The organism is Streptomyces graminofaciens (assembly GCF_030294945.1).
Classification (GTDB): Bacteria; Actinomycetota; Actinomycetes; order Streptomycetales; family Streptomycetaceae; genus Streptomyces; species Streptomyces graminofaciens.
Genome location: NZ_AP018448.1, coordinates 2,876,716 through 2,898,807, shown reverse-complemented (window position 1 = coordinate 2,898,807; position 22,092 = coordinate 2,876,716). Strand labels below are relative to the sequence as shown.

Below are 22,092 nucleotides of genomic sequence, written 5' to 3'. Positions count from 1 at the left end.
CAGCATGTCCCAACCCCCCACCCGGCGCCGTCTGCTGACGCTCGCAGCCGGAACCGCGGCCGCCGCGCCCCTGACGTACGCGGCCCCGTCGATCGCTCAGGCCGCACGAGTCACCCAAGCCACCCAAGCCGCAGGGGCCACCCAGGTTGCAGAGGCCGGCCCGGCGGCTCACGCCGCCCCCCGGGCCGCCGCAGGCCCGATACCCGTCCCGGCCACCTGGTCGGTACGCCCCTTCCCACTCGACCAAGTGACCCTCGGCGACGGCGTCTTCCGCCGCAAGCGCGACCTGATGCTCGAGTACGCCCGGTCCTACCCGGCCGACCGCATCCTCGCCGTCTTCCGCGCCAACGCCGGTCTCGACACCCGAGGCGCCCGGCCGCCCGGCGGCTGGGAGACCTCCGACGGCAACCTGCGCGGACACTTCGGCGGCCACTTCCTCACCCTCGTCGCCCAGGCCTACGCAGACACGAAGGAGCCCGCGCTCAAGACCAAGCTCGACTACCTGGTCGGTGCCCTGGGCGAGTGCCAGCAGGCCCTGGCGGAGCACGGCTCGCCGAGACCCAGCCACCCCGGATATCTGGCGGCGTACCCGGAAACGCAGTTCGTCCTCCTGGAGAACTACACCACGTACCCCACCATCTGGGCGCCCTACTACACCTGCCACAAGATCTTGCGGGGTCTGTTAGACGCGCACACCCTCGGCGGAAACGCTCAGGCCCTGACCATCGCCGCCAAGATGGGCGACTGGGTGCACAGCAGGCTCGGCCGACTGCCGAAGGCGCAACTGGAGCGCATGTGGTCGATCTACATCGCCGGTGAGTACGGCGGCATGAACGAGGTGATGGCCGACCTGTACGCACTCACCGGCCGGGCCGAACACCTGGCCGCCGCCCGCTGCTTCGACAACACGGCGCTGCTGGCCGCCTGCGCCGAGGACCGGGACATTCTGGAGGGCCGCCATGCCAACCAGCACATTCCCCAGTTCACCGGCTATCTGCGGGTCTTCGACCAGACGGGGGAGGAGCAGTACGACGTCGCGGCGCGCAACTTCTGGGGGATGGTCGTAGGCCCCCGCACGTACAGCCTGGGAGGTACGGGCCAGGGCGAGATGTTCCGGGCCCGGGGTGCCGTCGCGGCGACCCTGGACGACAAGAACGCCGAGACCTGTGCGACATACAACATGCTCAAGCTGAGTCGGCAGTTGTTCTTCCACGAGCCGGACGCCGCCTATATGGACTACTACGAGCGGGGCCTGACGAACCACATTCTCGCCTCCCGCAGGGATGCCCGCAGCACGGACAGCCCCGAGGTCACGTACTTCGTCGGCATGGGCCCGGGGGTCGTGCGCGACTACGGCAACACCGGCACATGCTGCGGCGGCACCGGCATGGAGAACCACACCAAGTACCAGGACTCCGTCTACTTCCGCTCGACCGACGGCGACGCGCTGTACGTCAACCTGTACCTCGCCTCGACCCTGCGCTGGCCGGAGCGCGGACTCGTCGTCGAGCAGACGAGCGACTACCCGGCCGAGGGCGTTCGCACCCTGACCTTCCGCGAGGGCGGCGGCAGGCTCGATCTCAGGCTTCGGGTGCCGTCCTGGGCGACAGCGGGCTTCACCGTCACGGTCAACGGGGTTCGGCAGCCGGCCGCGGCGGTGCCGGGCAGCTATCTCACCCTCAGCAGGGACTGGCGGCGCGGTGACCGTGTCACGGTCTCCGCCCCCTACCGGCTGCGTGTCGAAAGGGCGTTGGACGATCCCACCGTCCAGTCGGTGTTCTACGGTCCGGTGCTGCTGGTCGCGCGGAGTCAGGAGCAGGGGTTCCGTTCCTTCTCCTTCTACAAGAGCTTCACTCTCCGCGGCGATCTCGCCGACGTGATCAAAGCCGAGGGGAGGCCGCTGCACTTCACCACGCACGGCCTGACCCTCGCCCCGTTCCACCTCGGGGACGACGCCCCGTACCACGCCTACTTCAGGCGCGCGGAACCCGTCGTCGTCTTCGGCACGGCCGACTCGGGCGTACCCAACCGGGCCCGGAACGACGGTCTGACCTTCCTCGACGTGCTCTGGGACCAGGCGCCCTTCACGACCTCAGGGCGCTTCGTACAGGCGGTGCGGACCCTTGCCGACACCTGGCTCGCCGAAGCGCGGTTCACCCGGGCCGAGAGGGACGCCGTCGTCGCCGCGGCGGTACGGGCGAACCTGAGGAGCTGAGAGGGGAGCACGCCGGGTGGCCTGCGAGGCAGGCCACCCGGCGTGCGGATGTTCAGCGCCGTACGAGGACGATCCGGTACTTCCGGGTCTGAGAACCGTCCTCTCCGGTCACCGTGACGACGGCCGTCGTCCGGCCGTTCTCGGTCGTCCTTTCGACCGCGACGGTCGCGTACGGGTCGCGTGCCGTCGCCGTGACCGGGGCGCGCCTTGGGTCGGAGGTGACGACCCGGTACGTGGTCGTGTCGGGATCGAACGAGGCGATCGGCTTCCCCGCCACCTCGACGGACGTGGCGGCTGCGTCCGAGGAGACGCCGGGAACCCTCGCGAGAACCTCGATCTCACTCATGGTGATGTAGCCGCCCTGCCGTGCGGTCATGACCACCCGAACCCCGGTCACCGGCCCCGCCTTGGCCGCCTTGAGCGGGATGTCGACCACCGGTGTGCCCTCGGTCCCGACCGCGACGGAGTCGCTCGCGTCGACCCACGTACCGTCGTCGGCCGTCCGGACCTGTGCCTTGAGGCTCTCGGGGAAGGAGGTGTTGGTCCCGTCCCGGTGGAAGTGCGCGACGACCCGGTTCAGGTCGCGTGCCTTCGGCAAGGCGAAGGTGATGGTGTCGGAGGGGTTCTTGGTCCCCGACTTCCAGTTGGACCAGGCCTTCTCGGAGATGTTGCCGTTGCGCAGCCGCTCGGCGGAGTAGCCGCTCTCGGTGAACGTGGCCGCGACCGACACATCTGTGTCCGGCGCGATGTTGGCCTCCGCGGGTTCGGTTACCTGGACACGTACCGTCGCGTCGGTCGTGCTGCCGTCGACGATGCGTGCGGTGCCCCGGAGGGTCACGACCCCGGTCGAGCCGAACGCCCCGCCCGGCGCCGGGTCCCAGGTCACCGGCAGGTCGGCCCGCCCTCCGTGCGTACCCACGCCCACGACCGTCGTCGGCAGCTCGGGCTTCCCACCGGCGTAGGTCTTGGCGCGGCCCGACAAGGTCGAGGCGATCGTGTCGACGGTGACGACCGCCTTCGCGCGGATCTTCCGGCCGAGCGGATCGGTCGCCTCGCCCCGCACGCGTACCGTCCCGGGCTTGCTCCACCTACGGTCCGACGGCAGATCCCACTCCACGGGGAGCGCGCCCCGGGCGCCGTCCCGGTACACCGGAGTCACCGTCTCCGGCAGCTTCGGCGCCAGCCCGGGAACCGTGAACGCCTCGGCCCGCTCCGTGCGCAGCACCGTCTCGTCGGTCACCGACCAGCGCTGGTTCGCCGCCGAGGTCGGGGTGTACGTCGACACCTTGGCGCCGTCCGCCGAGGACTGCCCGGTGACGTCGAGCAGGCGGCCGGTGGCGGCGTTGACGAAGGTCCAGGTGCCGTCGCCGGTCGTCGACATGATCCACTGGGCGGCAGCGGGGATCTCGCCGTCGTCCGGCTGTTCCTCCAGGACCGCCTGGTTGTCCCGCACCGCGAGCCGCTTGCCGGAGCTTGCGTTCGTGACGGCGTAACGCGCGCGGTGGCCCGTGCCGGACGTCAACTGCCGTACGGACCAGAGTTGTTGGGCGCGGTCCGCGTCGGTCGTGCGGATGAGAACGCCGTTGCCGTCGTCCGACGGGGTGAGGGACTTGCCGCTCTGGGTGCCCTGGAGTCGGTAGACGTGATCCGGCTGCACGAGAGCGGCGTTCTCGGCGACACCGCTGACGCCGTCCACGAGGAAGGTCGTGACCGACTTCGCGGGGACGTCGAGCGTGGCCGTACGGTCGGACACCCGGACCGGAGTGCCTCGTACGAGCGCGCCGTCCGCGCTGGTCACCACAGGTGTCACGGTGGCTCCCCGCGCGACCTTGCCGAAGCGCGACAGGTCGAGGGTCACCGAGCGGCCTGTCGTACCGCTGTTGATGTGCACCACGGTCGCGGCGCGGCCGGACTTCTTCACGGCGGCGACGCTGGAGGAGTCGTCGACCTTCACGAAGTGGTCGCCGGGGCGGATGTAGTGGGTGAAGTTCCGGATGGTGTGGAACTTCGAGTTGGCCTTGACCGGGCAGGTCTCCAGGGTGTCGTCGGCCGTGCAGTTGAACGGGACGTGGATGCTGCCCCAGTTCTTGCCGGCTGCGGCCTGCGGGATGGAGTCCTCGATGGGCTGCCAGAACACCCAGGCGGAGGGCTCCAGTTCACGCATGTCGTCGGCCATCCGGGTGGCGATACCGAGGCCCGGCTCCATGCTGGTGAAGTCCGTGCCCGTGCCCCAGGTGCCCTCGACCTCGCTCATCCACAGCTTCCGGTCGGCGCCCTTGGCGATGTCACGGGCGCTGGTGCGCATGCCCGTGCCGTAGGTGTGCACGTTGAGCTGGTCGACGGCTTCCCGGGCGTCGGTGCCGTAGGCGTTCCAGTTCTGGGTGAAGATGCTGGGGTTGGTCTCGTCCATCGCCGAGATCGCGGCGTCGGTCTTCGCCCCGTCGAGCGCCTTGTCGAGAGCGAGAATGACCTTCTGCTGAAGCCCCGGTCCGGCGTGCGCGCCCTCCTGGCGGCCTCCCGTGGGCTGGCCGTCGGCTCCCAGCTGAGTGCCCCAGTAGTTGGTGTTGGGCTCGTTCAGCGGATCGATGGTGTCGAAGTCGATGCCGTGCGCCTGCTCCAACTCCTCGGTCACCCGCACCAGATAGGTCGCGAAGTCGTCGACCCGGTCCGTACGGATCTGGTCCGTGGTGGAGTCGAAGCCGCCGGAGACATAGCCGCTGACGGTCTGGAACCAGGGCGGCGAATTACTGAACGCCTCCCAGGTGGTGACCTTGTCCTTGATCTGGTCCACCCACCAGCGCTGGCCGGCGTCGGCGTCCCAGTCCCAGTGTTCGGGGTTGTTCGGGTCCCACCAGTCCGTGTCCTTCCGGGTGGTTCCCGCCGGGGCCTTCCAGAAGCCCTCCATGGTCGCGCCGGCCTTCATGTAGTCCTTGCGGACGTCCGGGGCGTTGCCGCCACCGATGTTGTAGCGCGCGATGTTGAGGTCGAGTCCGTCCTCGCCGAACAGCATGTCGACGAGCTTTCTTCGGATGGGCTCCGGATAGCCGCCCGTGGCGTTGGCGAACCAGACGAGGCTCGTCCCCCAGCCCTCGAACTCCTGCTGCTGGTAGGACGGGTCGATCCGCACGGTGACAGCGCTGTTCGGCGCAGCCGAGTCGGCGGTTGCCGCGGGTGCGGTCACCAGACCCGCGCCGAGCATCAGGGGAACCGCCGACGCCAATACCCGGACGATGCGATGCCGTTGAGACACGGCACTCCCTTCCACAACACAGAGGCGAGACAAAGGGCGAGACAAGAGGCGAGACACACAGGTCAACAGAAGCGATCAGAAGGAATCGGGCTCAGGGCATGCTTGATGACAGAAGTGAACACGTCAAGTAACCGGAGTCGTTGACATGTTCAAGGCGCCCCCTTAGCATCCAGGAAATCCGGAAAGCGCTTTCTGTCAGTTCTTCGTTGAGGGCACCACGCACCCAGGAGGAACCGCATGAGGGCTCTCTTACTCGCCCTGCTGCTCGGCACGACGGCGATCCCGGCCGGAGGAAGCGCCACCGCGCAGACCCCGGCGCCGGTGCCGCTCGCGGAAACGTCCCCCTCCGGCTTCGCCGCGGTCAATGCGCTCGGTCAGAACGGCACCACCGGCGGAGTGGCGGGCCCGACCGTCACCGCCACGACGACCGAGCAGTTCCTGGAATACATCGACACCACGGGTCCGCTGGTCATCCGGGTCCAGGGCACCATCGACATCACCAGCAAGCAGGGCGTACGCCCCAACAAGACGATCATCGGGGTCGGTTCCTCGGGGGTCATCAACGGCGGCGGCCTGGACTTCTACCGTTCCTACAACGTCATCGTGCGGAACATCCGGTTCACCAATGCGGAGGACGACGCCGTCAACGTAGGCCAGGAGTCGCACCACATCTGGATCGACCACAACGAGTTCGTCGCGCCGGTCGACGGCGCGGTCGACATCGTCCGCGGCTCCCAGTACGTCACCGTCTCCTGGAACTGGTTCAACAAGACCGACAAGAGCATGCTTCTCGGTCACTCCGACAGCAACTCCGGCCAGGACACCGGGAAGCTGAAGGTCTCCATCCACCACAACTTCTTCGACGGCTCCCGGCAGCGCCATCCGCGCGTACGGTTCGGTGAGCCCGTGCACGTCTACAACAACTACTACAAGGGGAACGCCATTTACGGCGTCGCGTCGACCATGAACGCGGGGGTGCTGGTCGAAGGGAACTACTTCGAGAACGCCCCTCACCCCTGCTACTCCGCGAGCGGGTACGACGAGTCGGGACCGGGCCGCCTGCTGCAGCGGAACAACGTGTTCAACGGGTCCGGCGCGTGCGAGACCAACGGCACCGTGGTCGAGCCGCGCACCTACTACGCGTACACGCTGGACGCCCCGGCCGACGTTCCCGCTCTCGTGCGGGCCGGAGCGGGCGTTGGAAGAACCGGCGGATGAACCGGTGGATGAACTGGGTTCGTGTGGCGCTTCCTTGATGCAATCTTCATGTGCCCCCGGACGTCGAACCGCACAGTAGAACCTTGATCCACCGAGCCGTCACCCCCCTCACCGACGGCTCACCCCACCCCCCACAGGAGAACATCTCGATGAGTTCACGACAGGCTCCGGAGTCCATCGGCCGTACCCTCACACCCCGGCGCAACAAGCTGGCCGTGGCCGCCCTGACCGCCGCTCTGCTGGCCGCCCCCGGCATCGCGCAGGCCGCACCCCAGGACGTACCCGCACCCCAGCAGCGCGCGGCGGCGGCGACCATCACCTGGAGTCTCCAGCGGGCGAGCAACCCCACCCAGGACCAGTTGACGGCCTACGACCTCATCACCAAGGCCATGAACGCCGCGGTGACCCGCTACAACAACGTCAGCGACCTCGGCAAGAGCATCACGGTCCGCTACGACCCCGGTGTGCCCACGGCTGACGGCAGCAGCAGCGGAACCATCCGCTTCGGCAACCGCAACTACATGAACGAGCGGACCGCGCTGCACGAGATCGCCCACACCATCGGCGTGGGCACCAGCTCCCGCTGGTCCTCCCTCACCACCGGCGGCACCTGGCAGGGCGCTCAGGCCACGGCGCTCGTCAGGCAGTTCGACGGTTCGAGCGCCAAGCTGTCCGCCGGCGGCGGACACTTCTGGCCGTACGGCCTGAACTACGACAACGAGTTCTCGAACACGGCGGCCGACCGCCACGTCCGGATCGTCGAGGCGATGGTTCGCGACGGTCTGTGACGGTTCGGCTCGACGAGCCGAGTGAATCAGGAGCTGTTGGGTCCGGAGAGCGTGATTCTCCCCGGGTCCGACAGCATCCTCGGACCAGCCCTCCGAAGTGCTCCGCGGGCCTCAGCCGTCGACCTGTCCCCGCACCCGACGGGACGGAGTGAACCCGTACAGGTCCAGGACGCCGGGCGGGTCGGCGAGGCCGGGGCCGCCCTCCTCCACCCAGGTCGCTATGTCGGCGGTGGCGTCGTGGTCGTTGACCAGGCCGAGCCACACCGGTCGGCCACCCGCCACGCGGCCTTCCGGCGAGGGCTGTACGACCACGACGTTCGCGTGTTCGCAGGCGTCCAGGCAGTCCGTGACCCGGACGGTCGCGGTGCCATCGAGCGCCTCGCGCAGGCCCCGCAACTGCGCGGCGTGGTCGAAGCCCGGGATCTTGGGGGTGCCGCAACAGCAGCCCCGGCACACGGTGATCGTGCACCGCGCCGCCGCCCCCGTGGACGGAGCGGGAGTGACGGCGCGGCGGGAGCGCTTGCTCATGCGGTGTCCTTCTTCTACGACTTGCTGCTGTGACTTGCTTCCATGGCTTGCTCTTGGAGCTTGCCCTGCGACGATGACGAAGGCGGTGGCGTCGCCCAGGCGGGGTACCCCGAGCCGCAGCGTATTCGATCATGTTCGGGTGGGCCCGAGCCGTCGGGCATGCGAGGGCCCCCGCACCCGAACCGCTCCGGACGCGAGGGCCCCTGGGACACAGTCCCCGGCTACTGCTGGGCACCGCCCCGGCGGCGTACGACGAGGACCGCGGCCGTCACCGCGATGAGGATCGCGGCGACGATGCCGGCCCAGGCGGCGCCGGACAGCCCGCCGTCGTCCTCCTTCTGGGCGTCGGCGGCCTCAGGCTCACGGCTGGCCGGGGCGGAGCTCTCCTCGGACGTCGGTGACGGGGACACGGACTCGCTGGGGGAGCCGCTGGGCGACGGGCTGACCGCCTTGGCGCCCGGCGCGGCGGCCTTCAGCTCCAGCACCGGGGCCTCGTTGCCGTGCCCGTGGTCGTCGCCCTCGCTCTCGCTGTCGGCGTCCTCCAGTTCGATCCAGCGGTCGATCTTGCCGTCGCCGTACGTCTGCAACGTCTTGAACGCCAGCTCCTTCGCGTCGGGCAACTGCCGTACGGTGACGGAGTGTTCGGCGTTCTCGCCGACCTTCAGCGCCGAACCCTTGACGGTGTACCCGTCGTCGGTGGCCGCGAACTTCCAGCCCTTGGGGCCGCCCGCGTACGTCACGTCAGTGGGCGCGATGCCCTTGGGAAGGATCACGCGCACCTCTGTGATCCCGGCCGAGCCGGACTCCGACTCGGCGGTGAAGGTGAGAGCGACGTTCTGCGCCAGGGCCTGGGCGTTGTCGGCCTCCACCTCCACATGGGCTGCGGCCGGAACAGCGGTGAGCAGTACGGCGGTTGCCGCGACCGCCGTCGCGACGGTCAGGCGGCGGGCGGTGCGGGGCAGGGTGATGCGGGACATGGGTGTCTCCGAGTATGAGGGGTGGCGGGGTGGCCGTCCGGTTTCGTGCCGAGTGCGGAGGAGGACTCGGCGGACGGCCGAACAGGCACCTCGGCGGGGTCAGTTGACGAGAGCAGGCCTCGTCGACGGAGGGCCCCGCCGCACCACCGCGTACGCGAGCACCGGGCTCATACCCGGCGGCCGCTCGCCCTCGGCGAAGACGAGCACCGGCAGACGTATGCCCTGGGGTGCCGGTGGCCGCCCCGCGACCAGGGCCCGGACGGCGGCCAGGTGCGCCCGCACCGTGTCGAGCGCCGCCGTCGCACCGCGAGTCAGCGTCCAGCACGCCGCGTCCGCGCGATGCAGCAGGACGGCGACGAGTACGGCGACCAGCGCGTGCGCCGCCGACATGGCGGCGGAGCCGTGGAGCCGCTCGTACCAGGCCGCGTGGAGGTCATGGGTGTGCCCGCCGTGACCACCTTGATGACCGGCCCCGGCGGCCGTGGTGACCACCGCGTGCCGGGCGTGCGTCGTCAGCGTCAGCCACAGATGCAGGCCGGACTGCGCCGCGACACTGCCGACGGCCACCGTGGCGAGACTGCGGGGGCGGCGCGTGCCGACCAGTCCCAGTCCGAACAGCGCGGCCGTCGCGACCGCGCCCTTCGCCCACGGCACGGGCCCCTCGGCGAGCAGCAGATGTGCGCTCGCGCCCAGCACCGTGCCGACGACGGCGAACACCACGGCCCGGAGGACGGGCAGCGGCGCGCTCAGGGTCGTGATCGGCTGGTGCATGGCCCGCTCATCATGGGACATGGCCAGGCCCGTTGGCAGGCGGGTTGGGCAAGAGAGCGAAGAAAGAGACCGACGCCTCACCTCCGGCGGCACTTCCGCCTGTGCCGACGGCTGCCTCGAGGCTGCGGACCGGCGGCGCACCGGCACTCGGTGCGGTGGCCGCCGATCGGCGAGGGGATCACGGGCGAACTCGGCCCCGACGGAGCCGACCCGGATCAGGTCAGGCAGCCGACGTGGGCGAGGGCCTGCTTCAGTAGGACGCCCTGGCCGCCCGGCATGTCGCTCTGGACCAGCGGCGACGCCGCCTCCTGGGGGCTGAACCAGACCAGGTCGAGCGCGTCCTGCCGGGGGCGGCAGTCCCCGGTCACCGGCACGATGTAGGCGAGCGACACCGCGTGCTGCCGGGGGTCGTGGAACGGCGTGGTCCCCAGCGTGGGGAAGTACTCGGCCACGGTGAAGGGCTGGAGGGCGGCCGGGACACGGGGGAGTGCCACCGGACCGAGGTCCTTCTCCAAATGGCGCAGGAGGGCGTCGCGGACCCGTTCGTGGTGCATCACCCGGCCGGAGACCAGCGTGCGACTGACCGTTCCCTCCGGCCCCATGCGCAACAGCAGCCCGATGCTCGTCACTTCGCCGCTGTCGTCGACCCGTACGGGTACGGCTTCGACGTACAGGATCGGCATGCGGGCGCGCGCCTGCTCGAGGTCGTCAGGACTCAGCCAGCCTGGCGTGGTTTCGGTCATGTCAGACATTGGCCGATCATACTTTCAACGTCACCTGCTCCGCGTGTGCCACTCCCCACACCTCTGCCCCGCACCCGGGCGGGTGTATTCCTGCTCCCTCGTGATGCGTAGAGGCCGGGGGCCCGGCACGGTGGTCACTCGCGAGCCGCCCACTGTCCCCGGACATGCCCGAGGTGACGGCTCATCACTTCGCGAACGGCGTTCTCGTCCCGGGACAACAGGGTTTCCAGAATCTCCAGATGCTCCTGCGCGGAGGCGAGCAGACGGCCCCCTTCGAGGAGAGCGGTCAGACCGTACAGCCGGGAACGCCCCCGCAGGTCGCCGACGACCTCGACCAGATGGGCGTTGCCGGCCAGGGCGAGCAGGCCGAGATGGAAGCGGGTGTCGGCCTCGACGTATGCGATGAGGTCACCGGCCGCCGCGGCGGACACGATCTCCCGGGCGGCCGGGCGCAGCGCCTCCAGGGAGACCGGGTCGGCCGTGGCGGCCAGGGACACGGTGGTCGGGATCTCGACCAGCGAGCGGATGTGGGTGTACTCGTCGAGCTGCTTCTCGGTGACGGCCGTGACCCGGAAGCCCTTGTTGGGCACCGTGTCGACCAGGCCCTCCTTGACCAGGTCGAGCATGGCCTCGCGCACCGGTGTCGCGGAGACGCCGAAGCGTCCGGCGAGCGCGGGCGCCGAGTACACCTCTCCCGGCCGCAGCTCACCGGCGATCAGCGCGGCCCGCAACGCGTCGGCGACCCGCTCGCGGTAGCTGCTCTTCTTCCCGCCGAGCACCGGCAGGGCGGGGGCCGCCTGGTCTGTGGGAGTGCCGGCGGACGGGACGCCGACGCGCTGCGGGGCCACGGGGGTCATACGGTCTCCTGGCGGTCCTGGCGGTCCTGGCGGTCCTGGCGGTCCTGGCGGTCCTGGCGGTCCTGGCGGTGCTGGCGGTGCTGGCGGTGCTGGCGGTGCTGGCGATCCGGCGGTCTTGAAGGCACTGGAGTCCCGGAATCCTAGAGGACGAATCCGGACGGGAACGGGTCGGTCGGGTCGAGGAGATACTGGGCGGTGCCCGTGATCCAGGCGCGGCCGGTGAAGCTGGGCAGGACGGCCGGGACGCCGGCCACCTCGGTGGTGCCCAGCAGTCGGCCGGTGAACTGTGTGCCGATGAAGGACTCGTTCACGAACTCGGTGTGCAGCGGGAGTTCACCACGCGCGTGCAGCTGAGCCATGCGTGCGCTGGTGCCCGTACCGCAGGGCGAGCGGTCGAACCAGCCCGGGTGGATGGCCATGGCGTGCCGTGAGTGCCGGGCGGTGGCGCCGGGCGCGTAGAGGTGGACGTGATGCACGCCGTGGATCGACGGGTCCTCGGGGTGGACCGGCTCCCCCTCCGCGTTGATGGCGTCGATGAGGGCGAGGCCGGCCGCGAGAATGTCGTTCTTGCGGGCGCGGTCGAAAGGCAGCCCGAACTGTTCCAGCGGCAGGATGGCGTAGAAGTTGCCGCCGTACGCCAGGTCGTAGGTCACCGTCCGCCCGTCGGCAAGCGTGGCCTTTCGGTCGAGGCCGACCGAGAACGACGGCACGTTCTGCAGCGTGACCGCCTTCGCCGCGCCGTCCTCCACCGCCACCTCGGCCACGACGAGACCCGCCGGGGTGTCGAGGCGGATGGTGGTGACCGGCTCGACCACCTCCACCATGCCGGTCTCCACGAGCACGGTCGCGACCCCGATCGTGCCGTGGCCGCACATGGGCAGATAGCCGGATACCTCGATGTAGAGAACGCCGTAATCGCAGTCGGGGCGCGTGGGCGGCTGCAGGATCGCGCCGCTCATCGCCGCGTGGCCGCGCGGCTCGTTCATCAGCAACTGCTTGATGTCGTCGCGGTGTTCACGGAACCACAGCCGTCGTTCGTTCATGGTCGCGCCCGGGATCGTGCCGATCCCGCCGGTGACCACCCGGGTGGGCATGCCCTCGGTGTGCGAGTCGACGGCGTGCAGGACGAGCTTGCTGCGCATGTGTTCGGCCTCCCTAGACGAGCCCTGCGGCAACGGCCTTCTCGGTGGCGGAGCGGATCGTTGCCTCCTGCTCCGGCAGCAGCGGAACCCGGGGCGGACGGCAGCGTCCCCCGTGCCGGCCCACGATGTCCATGGACAACTTGATGGCCTGCACGAACTCGACCTGGGAGTCCCAGCGCAGCAGCGGATGCAGTTGTGTGTAGAGCGACTTGGCCGTCGCGAGGTCGCCGTCCACCGCCGCGTGGTACAGCTCCACGCTCGCGGCGGGCAGCGCGTTCGGATAGCCGGCCACCCAGCCTTTGGCGCCCGCGAGCGCCAGCTCCAGCAGGACGTCGTCGGCGCCGATCAACAGGTCGAGTTCCGGAGCGAGTTCGGCCAGACGATAGGCGCGGCGGACATCGCCGGAGAACTCCTTCACGCCCTGGATGTATCCCTCGCCGTGCAGCCTGGCGAGGAGTTCGGGGACGAGATCGACCTTGGTGTCGATGGGGTTGTTGTACGCCACGACCGGGAGGCCCGCTCGCGCGACCTCCGCGTAGTGGGCGAGCACGGACCGCTCGTCGGCGCGGTAGGCGTTGGGCGGCAGCAGCATCACCGACGCGCAGCCCGCGTCACGCGCCTGCTCGGCCCAGCGCCGGGACTCGGCGGACCCGTACGCGGCGACCCCCGGCATCACCCGCGCCCCGCCGATCGCGGCGACGGCCGTCTCGACGACCTTGGTCCGCTCCTCGGGCGTCAGCACCTGGTACTCGCCGAGCGACCCGTTCGGTACGACACCGTCGCATCCGTTCTCGACCAGCCAGACGCAGTGCTCGGCGTACTTGTCGTAGTCGACGGACAGGTCGTCGCGCAGGGGGAGCGCGGTGGCGACGAGGACGCCGCGCCAAGGGCGGTTCTCAGCGGTGGTCATGAGCGTTTCCCTCTCTTCGATGGGGTGTGACACGACACTGACGGTTGTCGTACGGCGGCCAGCTCGCGATGTGTGCGATGGAGTCACCCGGCGGGTGTGTCCTCCGGGTCCTCGGCATCCCCGGCCCGGGCCAGGACGCCGAGCGGCACCGGGCGCGCCAACAGCCGTCGGGCCGCGCCCTCCCGGCACCCGGTGATCCCCGCGACCGCGGCCCCGCACATCCGCCCCTGGCACCAGCCCATCCCGGCACGGGTGAGCAGCTTCACGGTCCGCAGGTCGCCGGCGCCCAGTTCTCCGACGGCCTCACGGACCGACCCGGCGGTAACCTCCTCGCAGCGGCAGACCACGGTGTCGTCGGTGACCCGCTCGGCCCAGTGGGCGGGCGGCGCGTACACGGCGCTGAGCGCGGCGAAGAACTCCCTCAGCGCGCCACGGGACTTGGCTGCCGCCGCCCATGCGTGAGAATCAGGTTCTCGGCCCCGGAGCCGGGCGGTCGCCGAGCGTCCGGCGATGTGCCCCTCGGCGAGGGAGAGGGCCGCTCCACCGATGCCGGTGGTCTCGCCCGCCGCCCACACACCCGGCACATCGGTGCGTTGCTCGTCGTCGACGTAGACATGCACGCCGTCGATCCGGCAGCCGAGGGACTCGGCGAGATCGGTGTGCGGCAGCATGCCGTGCCCCACGGCGAGCGTGTCGCAGGGGATGCGCCGCTCGGTGCCGGGCCGGACACGCCCCTGGGCATCGATTGCGGCGACGGTCACGGCCTCCAGCCGGTCGACGCCGTGCGCCTCGACCACGGTGTGCCGCACGAGAGTGCGCACCCTGCGGCGCAGGAGCTCCGCAGCGAATCCGGCGCCCTCGACCAGCTTGTCGGGCCTCCGCGCGAGCCGCCCGGCACGCCGTACGAACGCCTTGGGGTCCGCCGACTCCACCAGCGCGGCCACCGACACGCCCGCCGCGGCGAGCCCCGTCGCCACCGGCAGCAGCAGCGGACCCGTCCCGGCGACGACCGCCGCACGGCCGGGTACGACGAGCGCGCCCTTCAGCATGGCCTGCGCACCCCCGGCGGTGACGACACCGGGCAGGGTCCAGCCGGGGAAGGGAAGCACGTTCTCATAGCCGCCGGTGGCGAGGAGCACGGCGTCGGCGGGCACGGCGACCGGGGTCTCCTGCTCGGGGCCGAGCAGGGCGTGGACGGTGAAGCGTCTGGGAGGCTGCGGGTTCGGCTGCCGATCAGGGCGCTGGTCACGTCGTCGGTCGGGATGCTTCTCCACGCACCACGCGTGGTGCTCCGGCAGATGGGTGATGTGGCCGGCAGCGAGGTGGCGGTCGAGAGCCTCGCCGATCCGCCGCCAGGTCCGCCACTGGTGGTGCAGTGCCTTGGGGCGCCGGGCCCGGAGTGCGGCCGTGGGCTGCCGGTAGAACTGGCCTCCGACGGCGTCGGCGGAATCGACCAACGTGACGTGCACGCCCCGCCCGGCCGCCGCCAGCGCCGCGGCGAGGCCCGCCGGTCCCGCGCCGATCACGGCGAGGTGGGGCTGTTCAGCGCTCATGGCCGGTTCCGTCCTGGGTGTCGATGACGTCGCCGGGCCGGACGGTGACTAGACAAGCCCGTTGATTGGGACGGTCGTTGACGGTCACCAGACAGTCGAAGCAGACGCCGATACCGCAGAAGACCCCACGCGGGCGGCCCTCGCCCCGGGTGGTGCGCCAGGACCTCACGCCGGCGGACCAGAGCGCCGCAGCGACCGTCTGACCGGGCAGGGCCGACAGGTCACGGCCGTCGAGAGTGACGGTGAAGGCCGGGCCGGGATCCGCCTCCGCCAGCTCCATCGGGTTCACGTCGCATCCCCCTCGTACTCGTGCTCGTACCCGTACTCGTCGAACCGCTCCGGGCGGAACGGCGCCAGGCTCAGATCGGGCTTCGTGCCCCCGAGCACCTGGGCGATGAGCAGCCCGGTGCCGGTGGCGAGCCCGATCCCAGCGCCCTCGTGACCGCAGGCGTGGAACAGTCCCGGCGCCCGGGGGTCGGGACCGATCGCGGGCAGATGATCGGGCAGATACGGGCGGAACCCGAGGTACGTGCGCATTGCACGCACCCGCTCCAGGAAGGGGAACAGCCGGGTCGCGCCCGCTGCCAGCGCCCGTACCACCGGGAGGGAGAACGACCGGTCGAAACCGACTCGTTCGCGGCTCGCGCCGATCAGCACCGGCCCGGCGGCCGTGCCCTCGACGACCGGGGAGGTCTGGAGCGCCGCCGAGTCGCTGGCCACGTCGGCCACGTAGTCGGCGGCGTACACCTTGTGCCGCACCATGCGCGGCAGTGGCTCGGTGACGAGGACGAAACCCCGGCGGGGGAGGACGGGCAGGCGCACGCCGGCGAGCGTGGCCACATCGCCGCCCCAGGTCCCGGCGGCGTTCACGACGGCCGGGGCGTGGATGTCGCCCCGGTCCGTCCGCACCCCGTACACGGAACCGTCCGCGGTACGGCGCAGCACCTCGGTCACGGTCCGCCCGGTGAGTAGCCGGGCGCCGGAGGCCCGTACGAGATGGGCGGCGGCCAGGGTGGGCATGACCTGGGCGTCCTGCGGGTAGTGCACGCCACCCGCGAGTCCCGGCGCCAAGTACGGTTCCAGAGCGTGGAGTTGGTGACCGGACACGGGTTGCGCCTCGACTCCGGCCGCACGCTGACCTGCGGCGAACTCCTCCAGCGCGGCGAGCCCCTCGGCGGCGGAGGCGACGACGAGCCCGCCCTTCGGCTCGTACTCGAACGCGGTGCCCAGACCCGACTCCGTGTCCCGGCCCGGCTCGGCGGCCAGGTCGGCCCACAGACGGAGGGACAGCAGGGCGAGTTCCAGCTCCGGACCCGGTTCCTTGTCGGAGACCAGGAGATTGCCCTCCCCGGCCCCGGTCGTCCCGCCGGCCACCGGGCCACGGTCCACCACGGTCACGCTCAGCCCCGCCCGGGCCGCGTACAGAGCACAGGCCGCGCCGGTCATTCCGGCTCCGACTACCACGACGTCGCAGGTCAGCCGCTGGGTCACCGCAGTACTATGTCACATGGCGCTGAGAGTCGGAATACCCCGACACCTGGGCCAGGACTGCGAGGACGCGCGTCGGGCCAAGCACTGCTTCCTGCCGACAGCTCACCCGGCGCGTCTGCCGGCTGCCTTTTCCAACGGCATCATCACCCTCTTCCTCGTCGCCCTCGCCCTGCTCCTGGTGACAGACGCCGACGTCGACAAGCTGGTCGCCCTCTACGCCTGCTCTGCGTCCGGGCCCCGATCTCTCCGCAACTCGAACGCCCCACCCGACATGCCTCCACCCCCACCCACCCCGAAACTGACCCCATGCCAGGACATCCCGCCGCCATCGAGGACTACGCCCTCATCGGCGATCTGCTGACGGCAGCCCTCGTCGGCAAGGACGGCAGCCTCGACTGGCTCTGCCTCCCCCGCTTCGACTCACCCGCCTGCTTCGCCGCCCTCCTCGGCGACGAGGACAACGGCCGCTGGCGCATCGCCCCGGCCGACGAGAACGGCCCTTACGCCCGCCGCCGCTACCGGGACGACACCCTGATCCTGGAGACCGAGTGGGAGACGACCACCGGCCAGGTCCTCGTCACCGACTTCATGCCGCGCCGCGACGACGCCCCCTGCGTCGTACGCGTCGTGGAGGGCCTGTCCGGCACCGTCGACATGCGCATGGACCTGCGGATCCGCTTCGACTACGGCCGGATCCTGCCGTGGATGCGGCGCGTCGACGGACAGCTGTCGGGCGTCGCCGGGCCCGAGTCGGTCTGGCTGCGCACCCCCGCCCGGCTCACCGCGCACGGCACCGCCCACCACGCCGCCTTCCGGGTCACCGCCGGCGAACAGATCCCCTTCGTGCTGACCTGGCAACCCTCCCATCTGCCCGCACCGCAGCCGGTGGACGCCTTCGAGGCGCTGCGCGCGACGGAGTCGTACTGGCGGCGCTGGCTGCGCAGGCTGACGTACGACGGGCCCTACCGTGACGCCGTCGCCCGCTCCCTGATCACGCTCAAGGCCCTCACGTACGAGCCGACCGGCGGCATCGTCGCCGCGCCCACCACCTCCCTGCCCGAGGAGATCGGAGGGGTCCGGAACTGGGACTACCGCTACTGCTGGCTGCGTGATGCCGGGATGACGCTGGAGGCGCTGCTGCGCAGCGGGTTCACGGCCGAGGCGGATGCCTGGCGGGGCTGGCTGGCCCGGGCGGTCGCGGGGCGGGCCGAGGACACGCAGATCATGTACGGGATCGCGGGGGAGCGGCGGCTGACCGAGTGGGAGGCCGACTGGCTGGCCGGCTACGAGGGCTCGCGGCCGGTGCGGATCGGCAACGCGGCCGCCGGGCAGCAGCAGCTCGACGTGATCGGTGAGGTCGTCGACGCCATCCACCTGGCGATCGGCTGCGGACTGAGGCCCCGGCGTCACCTGGTCGACCTGCACGCCGTCTTCCTCGACCATCTGGTGGAGGTGTGGTCCGAGCCCGACCAGGGATTGTGGGAGACACGCGGCACACCACTGCACTACACGCACTCCAAGGTGATGTGCTGGGTCGCCTTCGACCGGTCGGTGCGCCTCGCGGAGGAGTACGGCCGCGCCGGGCCGGCCGAAAAATGGCGCCGTATCCGGGACCGTATCCACCGCGAGGTCTGCGAACGGGGTTTCGACGCGGAGAGAGGCACGTTCACCCAGTCGTACGGCTCCCGTGAGCTGGACGCCGCGCTGCTGCTGATCCCGCAGACCGGGTTCCTGCCGCCGGACGACCCCCGGGTGGTCGGCACCGTCGAGGCCGTACAGCGGGAACTCCTCGTCGACGGGCTCGTACTGCGCTACTCGGCGGGCGCCGACACCTCCCCGGACGGCCTCAGTGGCGGCGAGGGCGCCTTCCTGGCCTGCTCGTTCTGGCTCGCGGACGCCCTGCGGATGATCGGCCGGGAGGACGAGGCCCGCGCCCTGTACGAGCGGCTGCTGGCACTGCGCAACGACGTCGGACTGCTCGCCGAGGAGTACGACCCCGTCGCGCGCCGCCAGCTCGGCAACTTCCCCCAGGCCTTCACACACGTGCCGCTGATCCGGGTCGCCTACGAGCTCGACCGGCACGCCACCCACGCGCGCCGCAGCCGTCCGAGGGCGCCGAAGGCTAAGGGGGCGTGACCGCGTCGTGCTGCCCGGATTCCTCACCAGGGCGGTCGAACTGTTGCTCGGCCGGGAGGACCGGGGCCGCTCCCTGCACCTGAAGGCGGCCGGGGCCTCCGAAGGGCCCCGTGACTCACTCCGTGGACGCCCACTTGACGCGGGCCGAAGGCCGATCGACACTCCAGATGGGTATTTCCTAGTGAACAGGTAGGGAACGATGGGACGCCTGGAGCCGGTAGTGAGCCGTGTGCCTCGCACACGCCGGCAGTCCCTCCTTCTCACCTCCCGCCGCCACATCGACCTGCAGCGCGTCTGCAGCGCGGCCGACCTTCAGGGCTGAACCCGACTCGCTGCCATTTCTCGGCACCGCGGTCCTCCACACCTTCGTACCATCGCGCCTTCGCGTACCGACCCCCGGGGAGACACATGTCCGCCCATGCCCTCGACGCCGTTCCGACGACTCGCTCCGCCCCCGCCTTCCGGGGCCGGATCGGCTGCGACGCGCGCAGCGGCCACTACGCCGTTCCGCGCCGCTACCGACTCCATCTGTCCCTGTCCTGTCCGGGCTGTCTGCGCATCGCGGTCGCCCACAGCCTGCTCGGACTCCAGGACGTCTGCCCGGTGACGTTCCTGCCCGCCGTGCCCGACGGGCCGAACGGTGAGCACTCCGCGCTGCGCCCGCTGTACGAGGCGAGCGCGCACCGCTACCCGGGCGCTGCCGCGGCGCCGGTCCTCAGCGACGACTGGTCCGGACGCATCGTCAGCACGCACGCCCCGGACATCATGCGCGACCTGGCTCGGCGCTTCGGCGACGGCAGCCCGGCGCTGTACCCGGAGGGCGCGGAGGCCGAGATCGAGGGCGTCACCCGGCTGTGCGAGCAGGGCATCGACGCGGCAGCCCAGCGGGCCGGACGGGCCGACGCCGACCCGGCGACCCGTCAGGACGCGCTCACCTCGCTGCTGCGCACCCTGCGCTCGCTGGACGCCCGGCTCGCGGCACAGGAGTTCATCCTCGGTGACCAACTCACCGCAGCCGACGTCGAGTTGTGGGTGCGCCTCGTACAGCTCGACACCGTGCACCGCTGGCACCTGGACGCCTCCGCGGTGCACCGCGTCGCCGACCATCCCCACCTCTGGGACTACGCACGGCGGCTCGCCGCCCACCCCGCCTTCGGGCCACACCTCGACCTCGACGGCATCGCCCGGCGCCACCACGCGCACTGCCGGGGCCTGGAGGCGGCCGGTGCGGCAGTGCAGATCCTGGACTGGTCCTCTCATGTGCCGGAAACGGCCGTTCCGGCTGTATCCGTAGATGAGCCCACATCCCATGTTCTGGACTGATGTTGACAGCGATCCACCGGGCCTGACTTACTTACGGCCACCCGATGAGCGTGAGGCCCGGTGGGCCGGAAGAGTGATGGTGACGGGCATGTACGCAAGCCAGGATGTGGCCGCCGGTCGGCGCCACGGCTGCGTACCCGGTGTGCCTCTGTGCGCGAACCGCTCCGTCGATCTGCTCCGGGTCAACAGCGCACTGTGTAGCGCACGGTGTACGGCTTCGCGCCGTGCCCTCCGTCGAGGCTGACGGTTCCACGAACCCCCTGAGGCTCCGCGCCAGCGGTCTGCCCTCCTTCCGCCAGCCCCGGTGTCGTGCGCTTGTGCGTCTCTTCCGTCCGGCGAGCGGTCCCTGACTGTCGCGTGGCCGAAGTCGCCTGCGCCGCCTGGGGTCTTCACACTCTTCCGGAGCCCTTGATGAGTGAACCCCCAGGCGCCGCCGTGTCCCTCGCCGAGGCACCGCCGCCCGCCGACACCCCGACGAAGGAACTCGCCGCCCAGCGGGTCCTGCCGCTGCGGCGGCCAGGCCGCTGGATCGCCACCGCCGTCGTCCTGGTCCTCGCGGCCCAGTTCGTCCACGGACTGGTCTCCAACCCCTTCTACCAGTGGGACCGCTTCGGCTACTGGTTCCTGCGGCCGACCATCCTCGACGGACTCCTCATCACGCTCGAAGTCGCCGTCTACAGCGCGGTGTTGGGCCTCCTCGGCGGCATCCTGCTCGCCCTCGCCCGGCTCTCCGCGAGCCCGGTGCTGCGGGCCGTCAGCTGGGTCTACATCTGGGCGCTGCGCTCGATCCCGCTGATCGTGGTCCTGCTGTTCCTCTACAACTTCAGCGCCCTGTACCAGACGCTCAGCGTGGGCGTCCCCTTCGGTCCCGCGTTCTTCTCCTTCGACGAGTCGAGGCTCGCCACCGACATGGCCGTCGCCGTCATCGGCCTCAGCCTCAACGAGGCCGCCTACGCGGCCGAGGTGGTCCGCGGCGGCATCCTCTCCGTCGACCAGGGCCAGCACGAGGCGGCCTCCGCACTCGGCCTGCCGAAGGGCTACCAGTTCCGGAGAATCGTCTTCCCACAGGCCCTGCGCTCCATCACCCCCAACTACGTCAACCAGCTCATCGGCCTGATCAAGAGCACCTCACTGGTCTTCTACGTCTCGCTGCTCGACCTGTTCGGCACCGCGCAGACCATGAGCGCCACCTACCCCGGCGACATCGTGCCGCTGCTCCTGGTCGCCACCGTCTGGTACCTGATCCTGACCAGCGTCGTCTCCGTCATCCAGTTCTACGTCGAGCGGTACTACGCCCGGGGCGCCACCCGCACCCTGCCGCCGACGCCGTTGCAGAAGCTGCGGGCCGGTCTCACCGACCTCAGGACCCGCATCCGCAGGGAGGCCGCCGTATGACCGCCGAGATCGCGGAGCTCCCGCAGATCGCGCCCGCCGCCGTCGAGGTGCACGACGTGCACAAGTGGTACGGCACCCACCGGGTCCTCGACGGTGTCGACCTGACCGTACGGCCCGGCGAGGTCACCGTCATCCTCGGCCCGTCCGGCTCCGGCAAGTCCACTCTCCTCAGGGTCATCAACCACCTGGAGAAGCCGGAGATCGGCCATGTCAGCGTCAACGGCGAGCCGATCGGCGTACGACGCCACGGCGACCGGCTGAAGGAGCTGAGTGAGAGGGCCATTCTCGCCCAGCGCAGCCGCATCGGCTTCGTCTTCCAGAACTTCAACCTCTTCCCGCACCTGACCGTGCTGGACAACGTGGCCGCGGCCCCCGTGGCGACCGGAAAGCTCGACAAGGCGCAGGCCCGGGAACTCGCCCACGACCTCCTCGACCGGGTCGGCCTGGCCGACAAGGCGACCGCCTATCCACGGCAGTTGTCGGGCGGACAGCAGCAGCGCGTCGCCATCGCCCGCGCCCTGGCCCTGCGCCCCGGCGTCATCCTCTTCGACGAGCCCACCTCCGCCCTCGACCCCGAACTCGTCGGTGAGGTCCTGGCCGTCATCAAGGACCTGGCGAGGAGCGGCACCACGCTCGTGATCGTCACCCACGAGATCGGGTTCGCCCGTGAGATCGCCGACCGGGTCGTCTTCATCGACGGCGGAAAGATCGTCGAACAGGGCCCGCCCGCCGAGGTCCTCGACCGGCCGCGGCACGAGCGGACCAGGGACTTCCTCAGCAAGGTCCTCTGACCCG

Annotated in this window: 19 protein-coding genes and 1 pseudogene; 9 read left to right on the top strand and 11 right to left on the bottom strand. The window is 70.6% G+C overall.

The window, feature by feature from the left end:
- The first annotated feature begins 4 nt into the window (after positions 1-4).
- Entirely contained in the window at positions 5-2,215 is a 2,211-nt protein-coding gene (locus SGFS_RS12550; RefSeq protein WP_286249989.1) for a glycoside hydrolase family 127 protein, read from the top strand.
- 52 nt (positions 2,216-2,267) lie between these two features.
- Here SGFS_RS12550 and SGFS_RS12545 read toward each other — a convergent pair whose 3' ends face one another.
- Complete coding sequence (locus SGFS_RS12545) at positions 2,268-5,465, bottom strand: RICIN domain-containing protein (protein ID WP_434026889.1); 3,198 nt, start codon at positions 5,463-5,465, stop codon at positions 2,268-2,270.
- 237 nt (positions 5,466-5,702) lie between these two features.
- Here SGFS_RS12545 and SGFS_RS12540 point away from each other — a divergent pair, with 237 nt between their 5' ends.
- The gene (locus SGFS_RS12540) at positions 5,703-6,683 is read left to right on the top strand and encodes a pectate lyase family protein (protein ID WP_286249987.1); all 981 of its coding nucleotides are present in this window, start codon (positions 5,703-5,705) and stop codon (positions 6,681-6,683) included.
- Between the two features lie 149 nt (positions 6,684-6,832).
- Entirely contained in the window at positions 6,833-7,471 is a 639-nt protein-coding gene (locus tag SGFS_RS12535) for a hypothetical protein (RefSeq protein ID WP_286249985.1), read from the top strand.
- Between the two features lie 111 nt (positions 7,472-7,582).
- Here the strand turns inward: SGFS_RS12535 and SGFS_RS12530 are convergent, their stop codons facing one another.
- The 10 genes from SGFS_RS12530 to SGFS_RS12485 form a co-directional block, all read right to left on the bottom strand.
- A complete protein-coding gene (locus tag SGFS_RS12530; RefSeq protein ID WP_286249983.1) occupies positions 7,583-7,999 on the bottom strand; it encodes a (2Fe-2S) ferredoxin domain-containing protein in 417 nt (138 codons plus the stop codon).
- Between the two features lie 221 nt (positions 8,000-8,220).
- Positions 8,221-8,976 (bottom strand): DUF1775 domain-containing protein, encoded by a 756-nt coding sequence (locus tag SGFS_RS12525; RefSeq protein WP_286249982.1) that lies wholly within the window; start codon positions 8,974-8,976, stop codon positions 8,221-8,223.
- 99 nt (positions 8,977-9,075) lie between these two features.
- Positions 9,076-9,747: a hypothetical protein gene (locus tag SGFS_RS12520; RefSeq protein ID WP_286249981.1), complete on the bottom strand. Its 672-nt coding sequence runs from the start codon at positions 9,745-9,747 to the stop codon at positions 9,076-9,078.
- Positions 9,748-9,962: 215 nt separating this feature from the next.
- A complete protein-coding gene (locus tag SGFS_RS12515) occupies positions 9,963-10,490 on the bottom strand; it encodes an NUDIX hydrolase family protein (protein ID WP_286259897.1) in 528 nt (175 codons plus the stop codon).
- A gap of 134 nt (positions 10,491-10,624) precedes the next feature.
- Positions 10,625-11,338 (bottom strand): GntR family transcriptional regulator, encoded by a 714-nt coding sequence (locus tag SGFS_RS12510; protein ID WP_434028193.1) that lies wholly within the window; start codon positions 11,336-11,338, stop codon positions 10,625-10,627.
- A 149-nt stretch (positions 11,339-11,487) separates the two neighbouring features.
- A complete protein-coding gene (locus SGFS_RS12505; RefSeq protein ID WP_286249979.1) occupies positions 11,488-12,489 on the bottom strand; it encodes a proline racemase family protein in 1,002 nt (333 codons plus the stop codon).
- 13 nt (positions 12,490-12,502) lie between these two features.
- On the bottom strand, positions 12,503-13,399 hold the full coding sequence (locus tag SGFS_RS12500) for a dihydrodipicolinate synthase family protein (RefSeq protein ID WP_286249978.1): 897 nt from the start codon (positions 13,397-13,399) through the stop codon (positions 12,503-12,505).
- 83 nt (positions 13,400-13,482) lie between these two features.
- The gene (locus SGFS_RS12495) at positions 13,483-14,952 is read right to left on the bottom strand and encodes an FAD/NAD(P)-dependent oxidoreductase (RefSeq protein ID WP_286249976.1); all 1,470 of its coding nucleotides are present in this window, start codon (positions 14,950-14,952) and stop codon (positions 13,483-13,485) included.
- On the bottom strand, positions 14,942-15,241 hold the full coding sequence (locus SGFS_RS12490) for a (2Fe-2S)-binding protein (RefSeq protein ID WP_286249974.1): 300 nt from the start codon (positions 15,239-15,241) through the stop codon (positions 14,942-14,944). Before SGFS_RS12490 ends, SGFS_RS12495 begins: the two co-directional genes overlap by 11 nt.
- Entirely contained in the window at positions 15,238-16,443 is a 1,206-nt protein-coding gene (locus tag SGFS_RS12485) for an NAD(P)/FAD-dependent oxidoreductase (RefSeq protein ID WP_286249972.1), read from the bottom strand. The genes SGFS_RS12490 and SGFS_RS12485 overlap by 4 nt, the downstream gene beginning before the upstream one ends.
- 306 nt (positions 16,444-16,749) lie before the next feature.
- On the opposite strand from SGFS_RS12485, the gene SGFS_RS12480 reads away from it, so the two are divergent.
- The 6 genes and pseudogenes from SGFS_RS12480 (at position 16,750) to SGFS_RS12460 (ending at position 22,088) form a co-directional block, all read left to right on the top strand.
- Positions 16,750-18,579, top strand: coding sequence for a glycoside hydrolase family 15 protein (locus SGFS_RS12480; protein ID WP_286249970.1), 1,830 nt, complete (start codon positions 16,750-16,752; stop codon positions 18,577-18,579).
- 7 nt (positions 18,580-18,586) lie between these two features.
- Positions 18,587-18,679 (top strand): annotated as a pseudogene (locus tag SGFS_RS12475) (voltage-gated potassium channel); the annotation flags it as partial.
- A 99-nt stretch (positions 18,680-18,778) separates the two neighbouring features.
- Positions 18,779-18,901: a putative leader peptide gene (locus SGFS_RS51390; protein WP_350283994.1), complete on the top strand. Its 123-nt coding sequence runs from the start codon at positions 18,779-18,781 to the stop codon at positions 18,899-18,901.
- A gap of 86 nt (positions 18,902-18,987) precedes the next feature.
- Positions 18,988-19,902: a glutathione S-transferase C-terminal domain-containing protein gene (locus SGFS_RS12470; protein WP_286249967.1), complete on the top strand. Its 915-nt coding sequence runs from the start codon at positions 18,988-18,990 to the stop codon at positions 19,900-19,902.
- A 411-nt stretch (positions 19,903-20,313) separates the two neighbouring features.
- Positions 20,314-21,297 carry an amino acid ABC transporter permease gene (locus SGFS_RS12465; RefSeq protein WP_286249965.1) on the top strand — a complete coding sequence of 328 codons (984 nt, stop codon included), beginning with the start codon at positions 20,314-20,316 and terminating at the stop codon, positions 21,295-21,297.
- Positions 21,294-22,088 (top strand): amino acid ABC transporter ATP-binding protein, encoded by a 795-nt coding sequence (locus SGFS_RS12460; RefSeq protein ID WP_286249962.1) that lies wholly within the window; start codon positions 21,294-21,296, stop codon positions 22,086-22,088. Before SGFS_RS12465 ends, SGFS_RS12460 begins: the two co-directional genes overlap by 4 nt.
- Positions 22,089-22,092: the final 4 nt, after the last annotated feature.

Excerpts from the sequence above, each read along its gene's own strand:
- SGFS_RS12550 (WP_286249989.1), top strand. The coding sequence starts at position 5 with ATGTCCCAACCCCCCACCCGGCGCCGTCTGCTGACGCTCGCAGCCGGA.
- SGFS_RS12540 (WP_286249987.1), top strand. The coding sequence starts at position 5,703 with ATGAGGGCTCTCTTACTCGCCCTGCTGCTCGGCACGACGGCGATCCCG.
- SGFS_RS12535 (WP_286249985.1), top strand. The coding sequence starts at position 6,833 with ATGAGTTCACGACAGGCTCCGGAGTCCATCGGCCGTACCCTCACACCC.
- SGFS_RS12530 (WP_286249983.1), bottom strand. The coding sequence starts at position 7,999 with ATGAGCAAGCGCTCCCGCCGCGCCGTCACTCCCGCTCCGTCCACGGGG.
- SGFS_RS12525 (WP_286249982.1), bottom strand. The coding sequence starts at position 8,976 with ATGTCCCGCATCACCCTGCCCCGCACCGCCCGCCGCCTGACCGTCGCG.
- SGFS_RS12520 (WP_286249981.1), bottom strand. The coding sequence starts at position 9,747 with ATGCACCAGCCGATCACGACCCTGAGCGCGCCGCTGCCCGTCCTCCGG.
- SGFS_RS12515 (WP_286259897.1), bottom strand. The coding sequence starts at position 10,490 with ATGACCGAAACCACGCCAGGCTGGCTGAGTCCTGACGACCTCGAGCAG.
- SGFS_RS12505 (WP_286249979.1), bottom strand. The coding sequence starts at position 12,489 with ATGCGCAGCAAGCTCGTCCTGCACGCCGTCGACTCGCACACCGAGGGC.
- SGFS_RS12500 (WP_286249978.1), bottom strand. The coding sequence starts at position 13,399 with ATGACCACCGCTGAGAACCGCCCTTGGCGCGGCGTCCTCGTCGCCACC.
- SGFS_RS12495 (WP_286249976.1), bottom strand. The coding sequence starts at position 14,952 with ATGAGCGCTGAACAGCCCCACCTCGCCGTGATCGGCGCGGGACCGGCG.
- SGFS_RS12480 (WP_286249970.1), top strand. The coding sequence starts at position 16,750 with ATGCCAGGACATCCCGCCGCCATCGAGGACTACGCCCTCATCGGCGAT.
- SGFS_RS51390 (WP_350283994.1), top strand. The coding sequence starts at position 18,779 with ATGGGACGCCTGGAGCCGGTAGTGAGCCGTGTGCCTCGCACACGCCGG.
- SGFS_RS12470 (WP_286249967.1), top strand. The coding sequence starts at position 18,988 with ATGTCCGCCCATGCCCTCGACGCCGTTCCGACGACTCGCTCCGCCCCC.
- SGFS_RS12465 (WP_286249965.1), top strand. The coding sequence starts at position 20,314 with ATGAGTGAACCCCCAGGCGCCGCCGTGTCCCTCGCCGAGGCACCGCCG.
- SGFS_RS12460 (WP_286249962.1), top strand. The coding sequence starts at position 21,294 with ATGACCGCCGAGATCGCGGAGCTCCCGCAGATCGCGCCCGCCGCCGTC.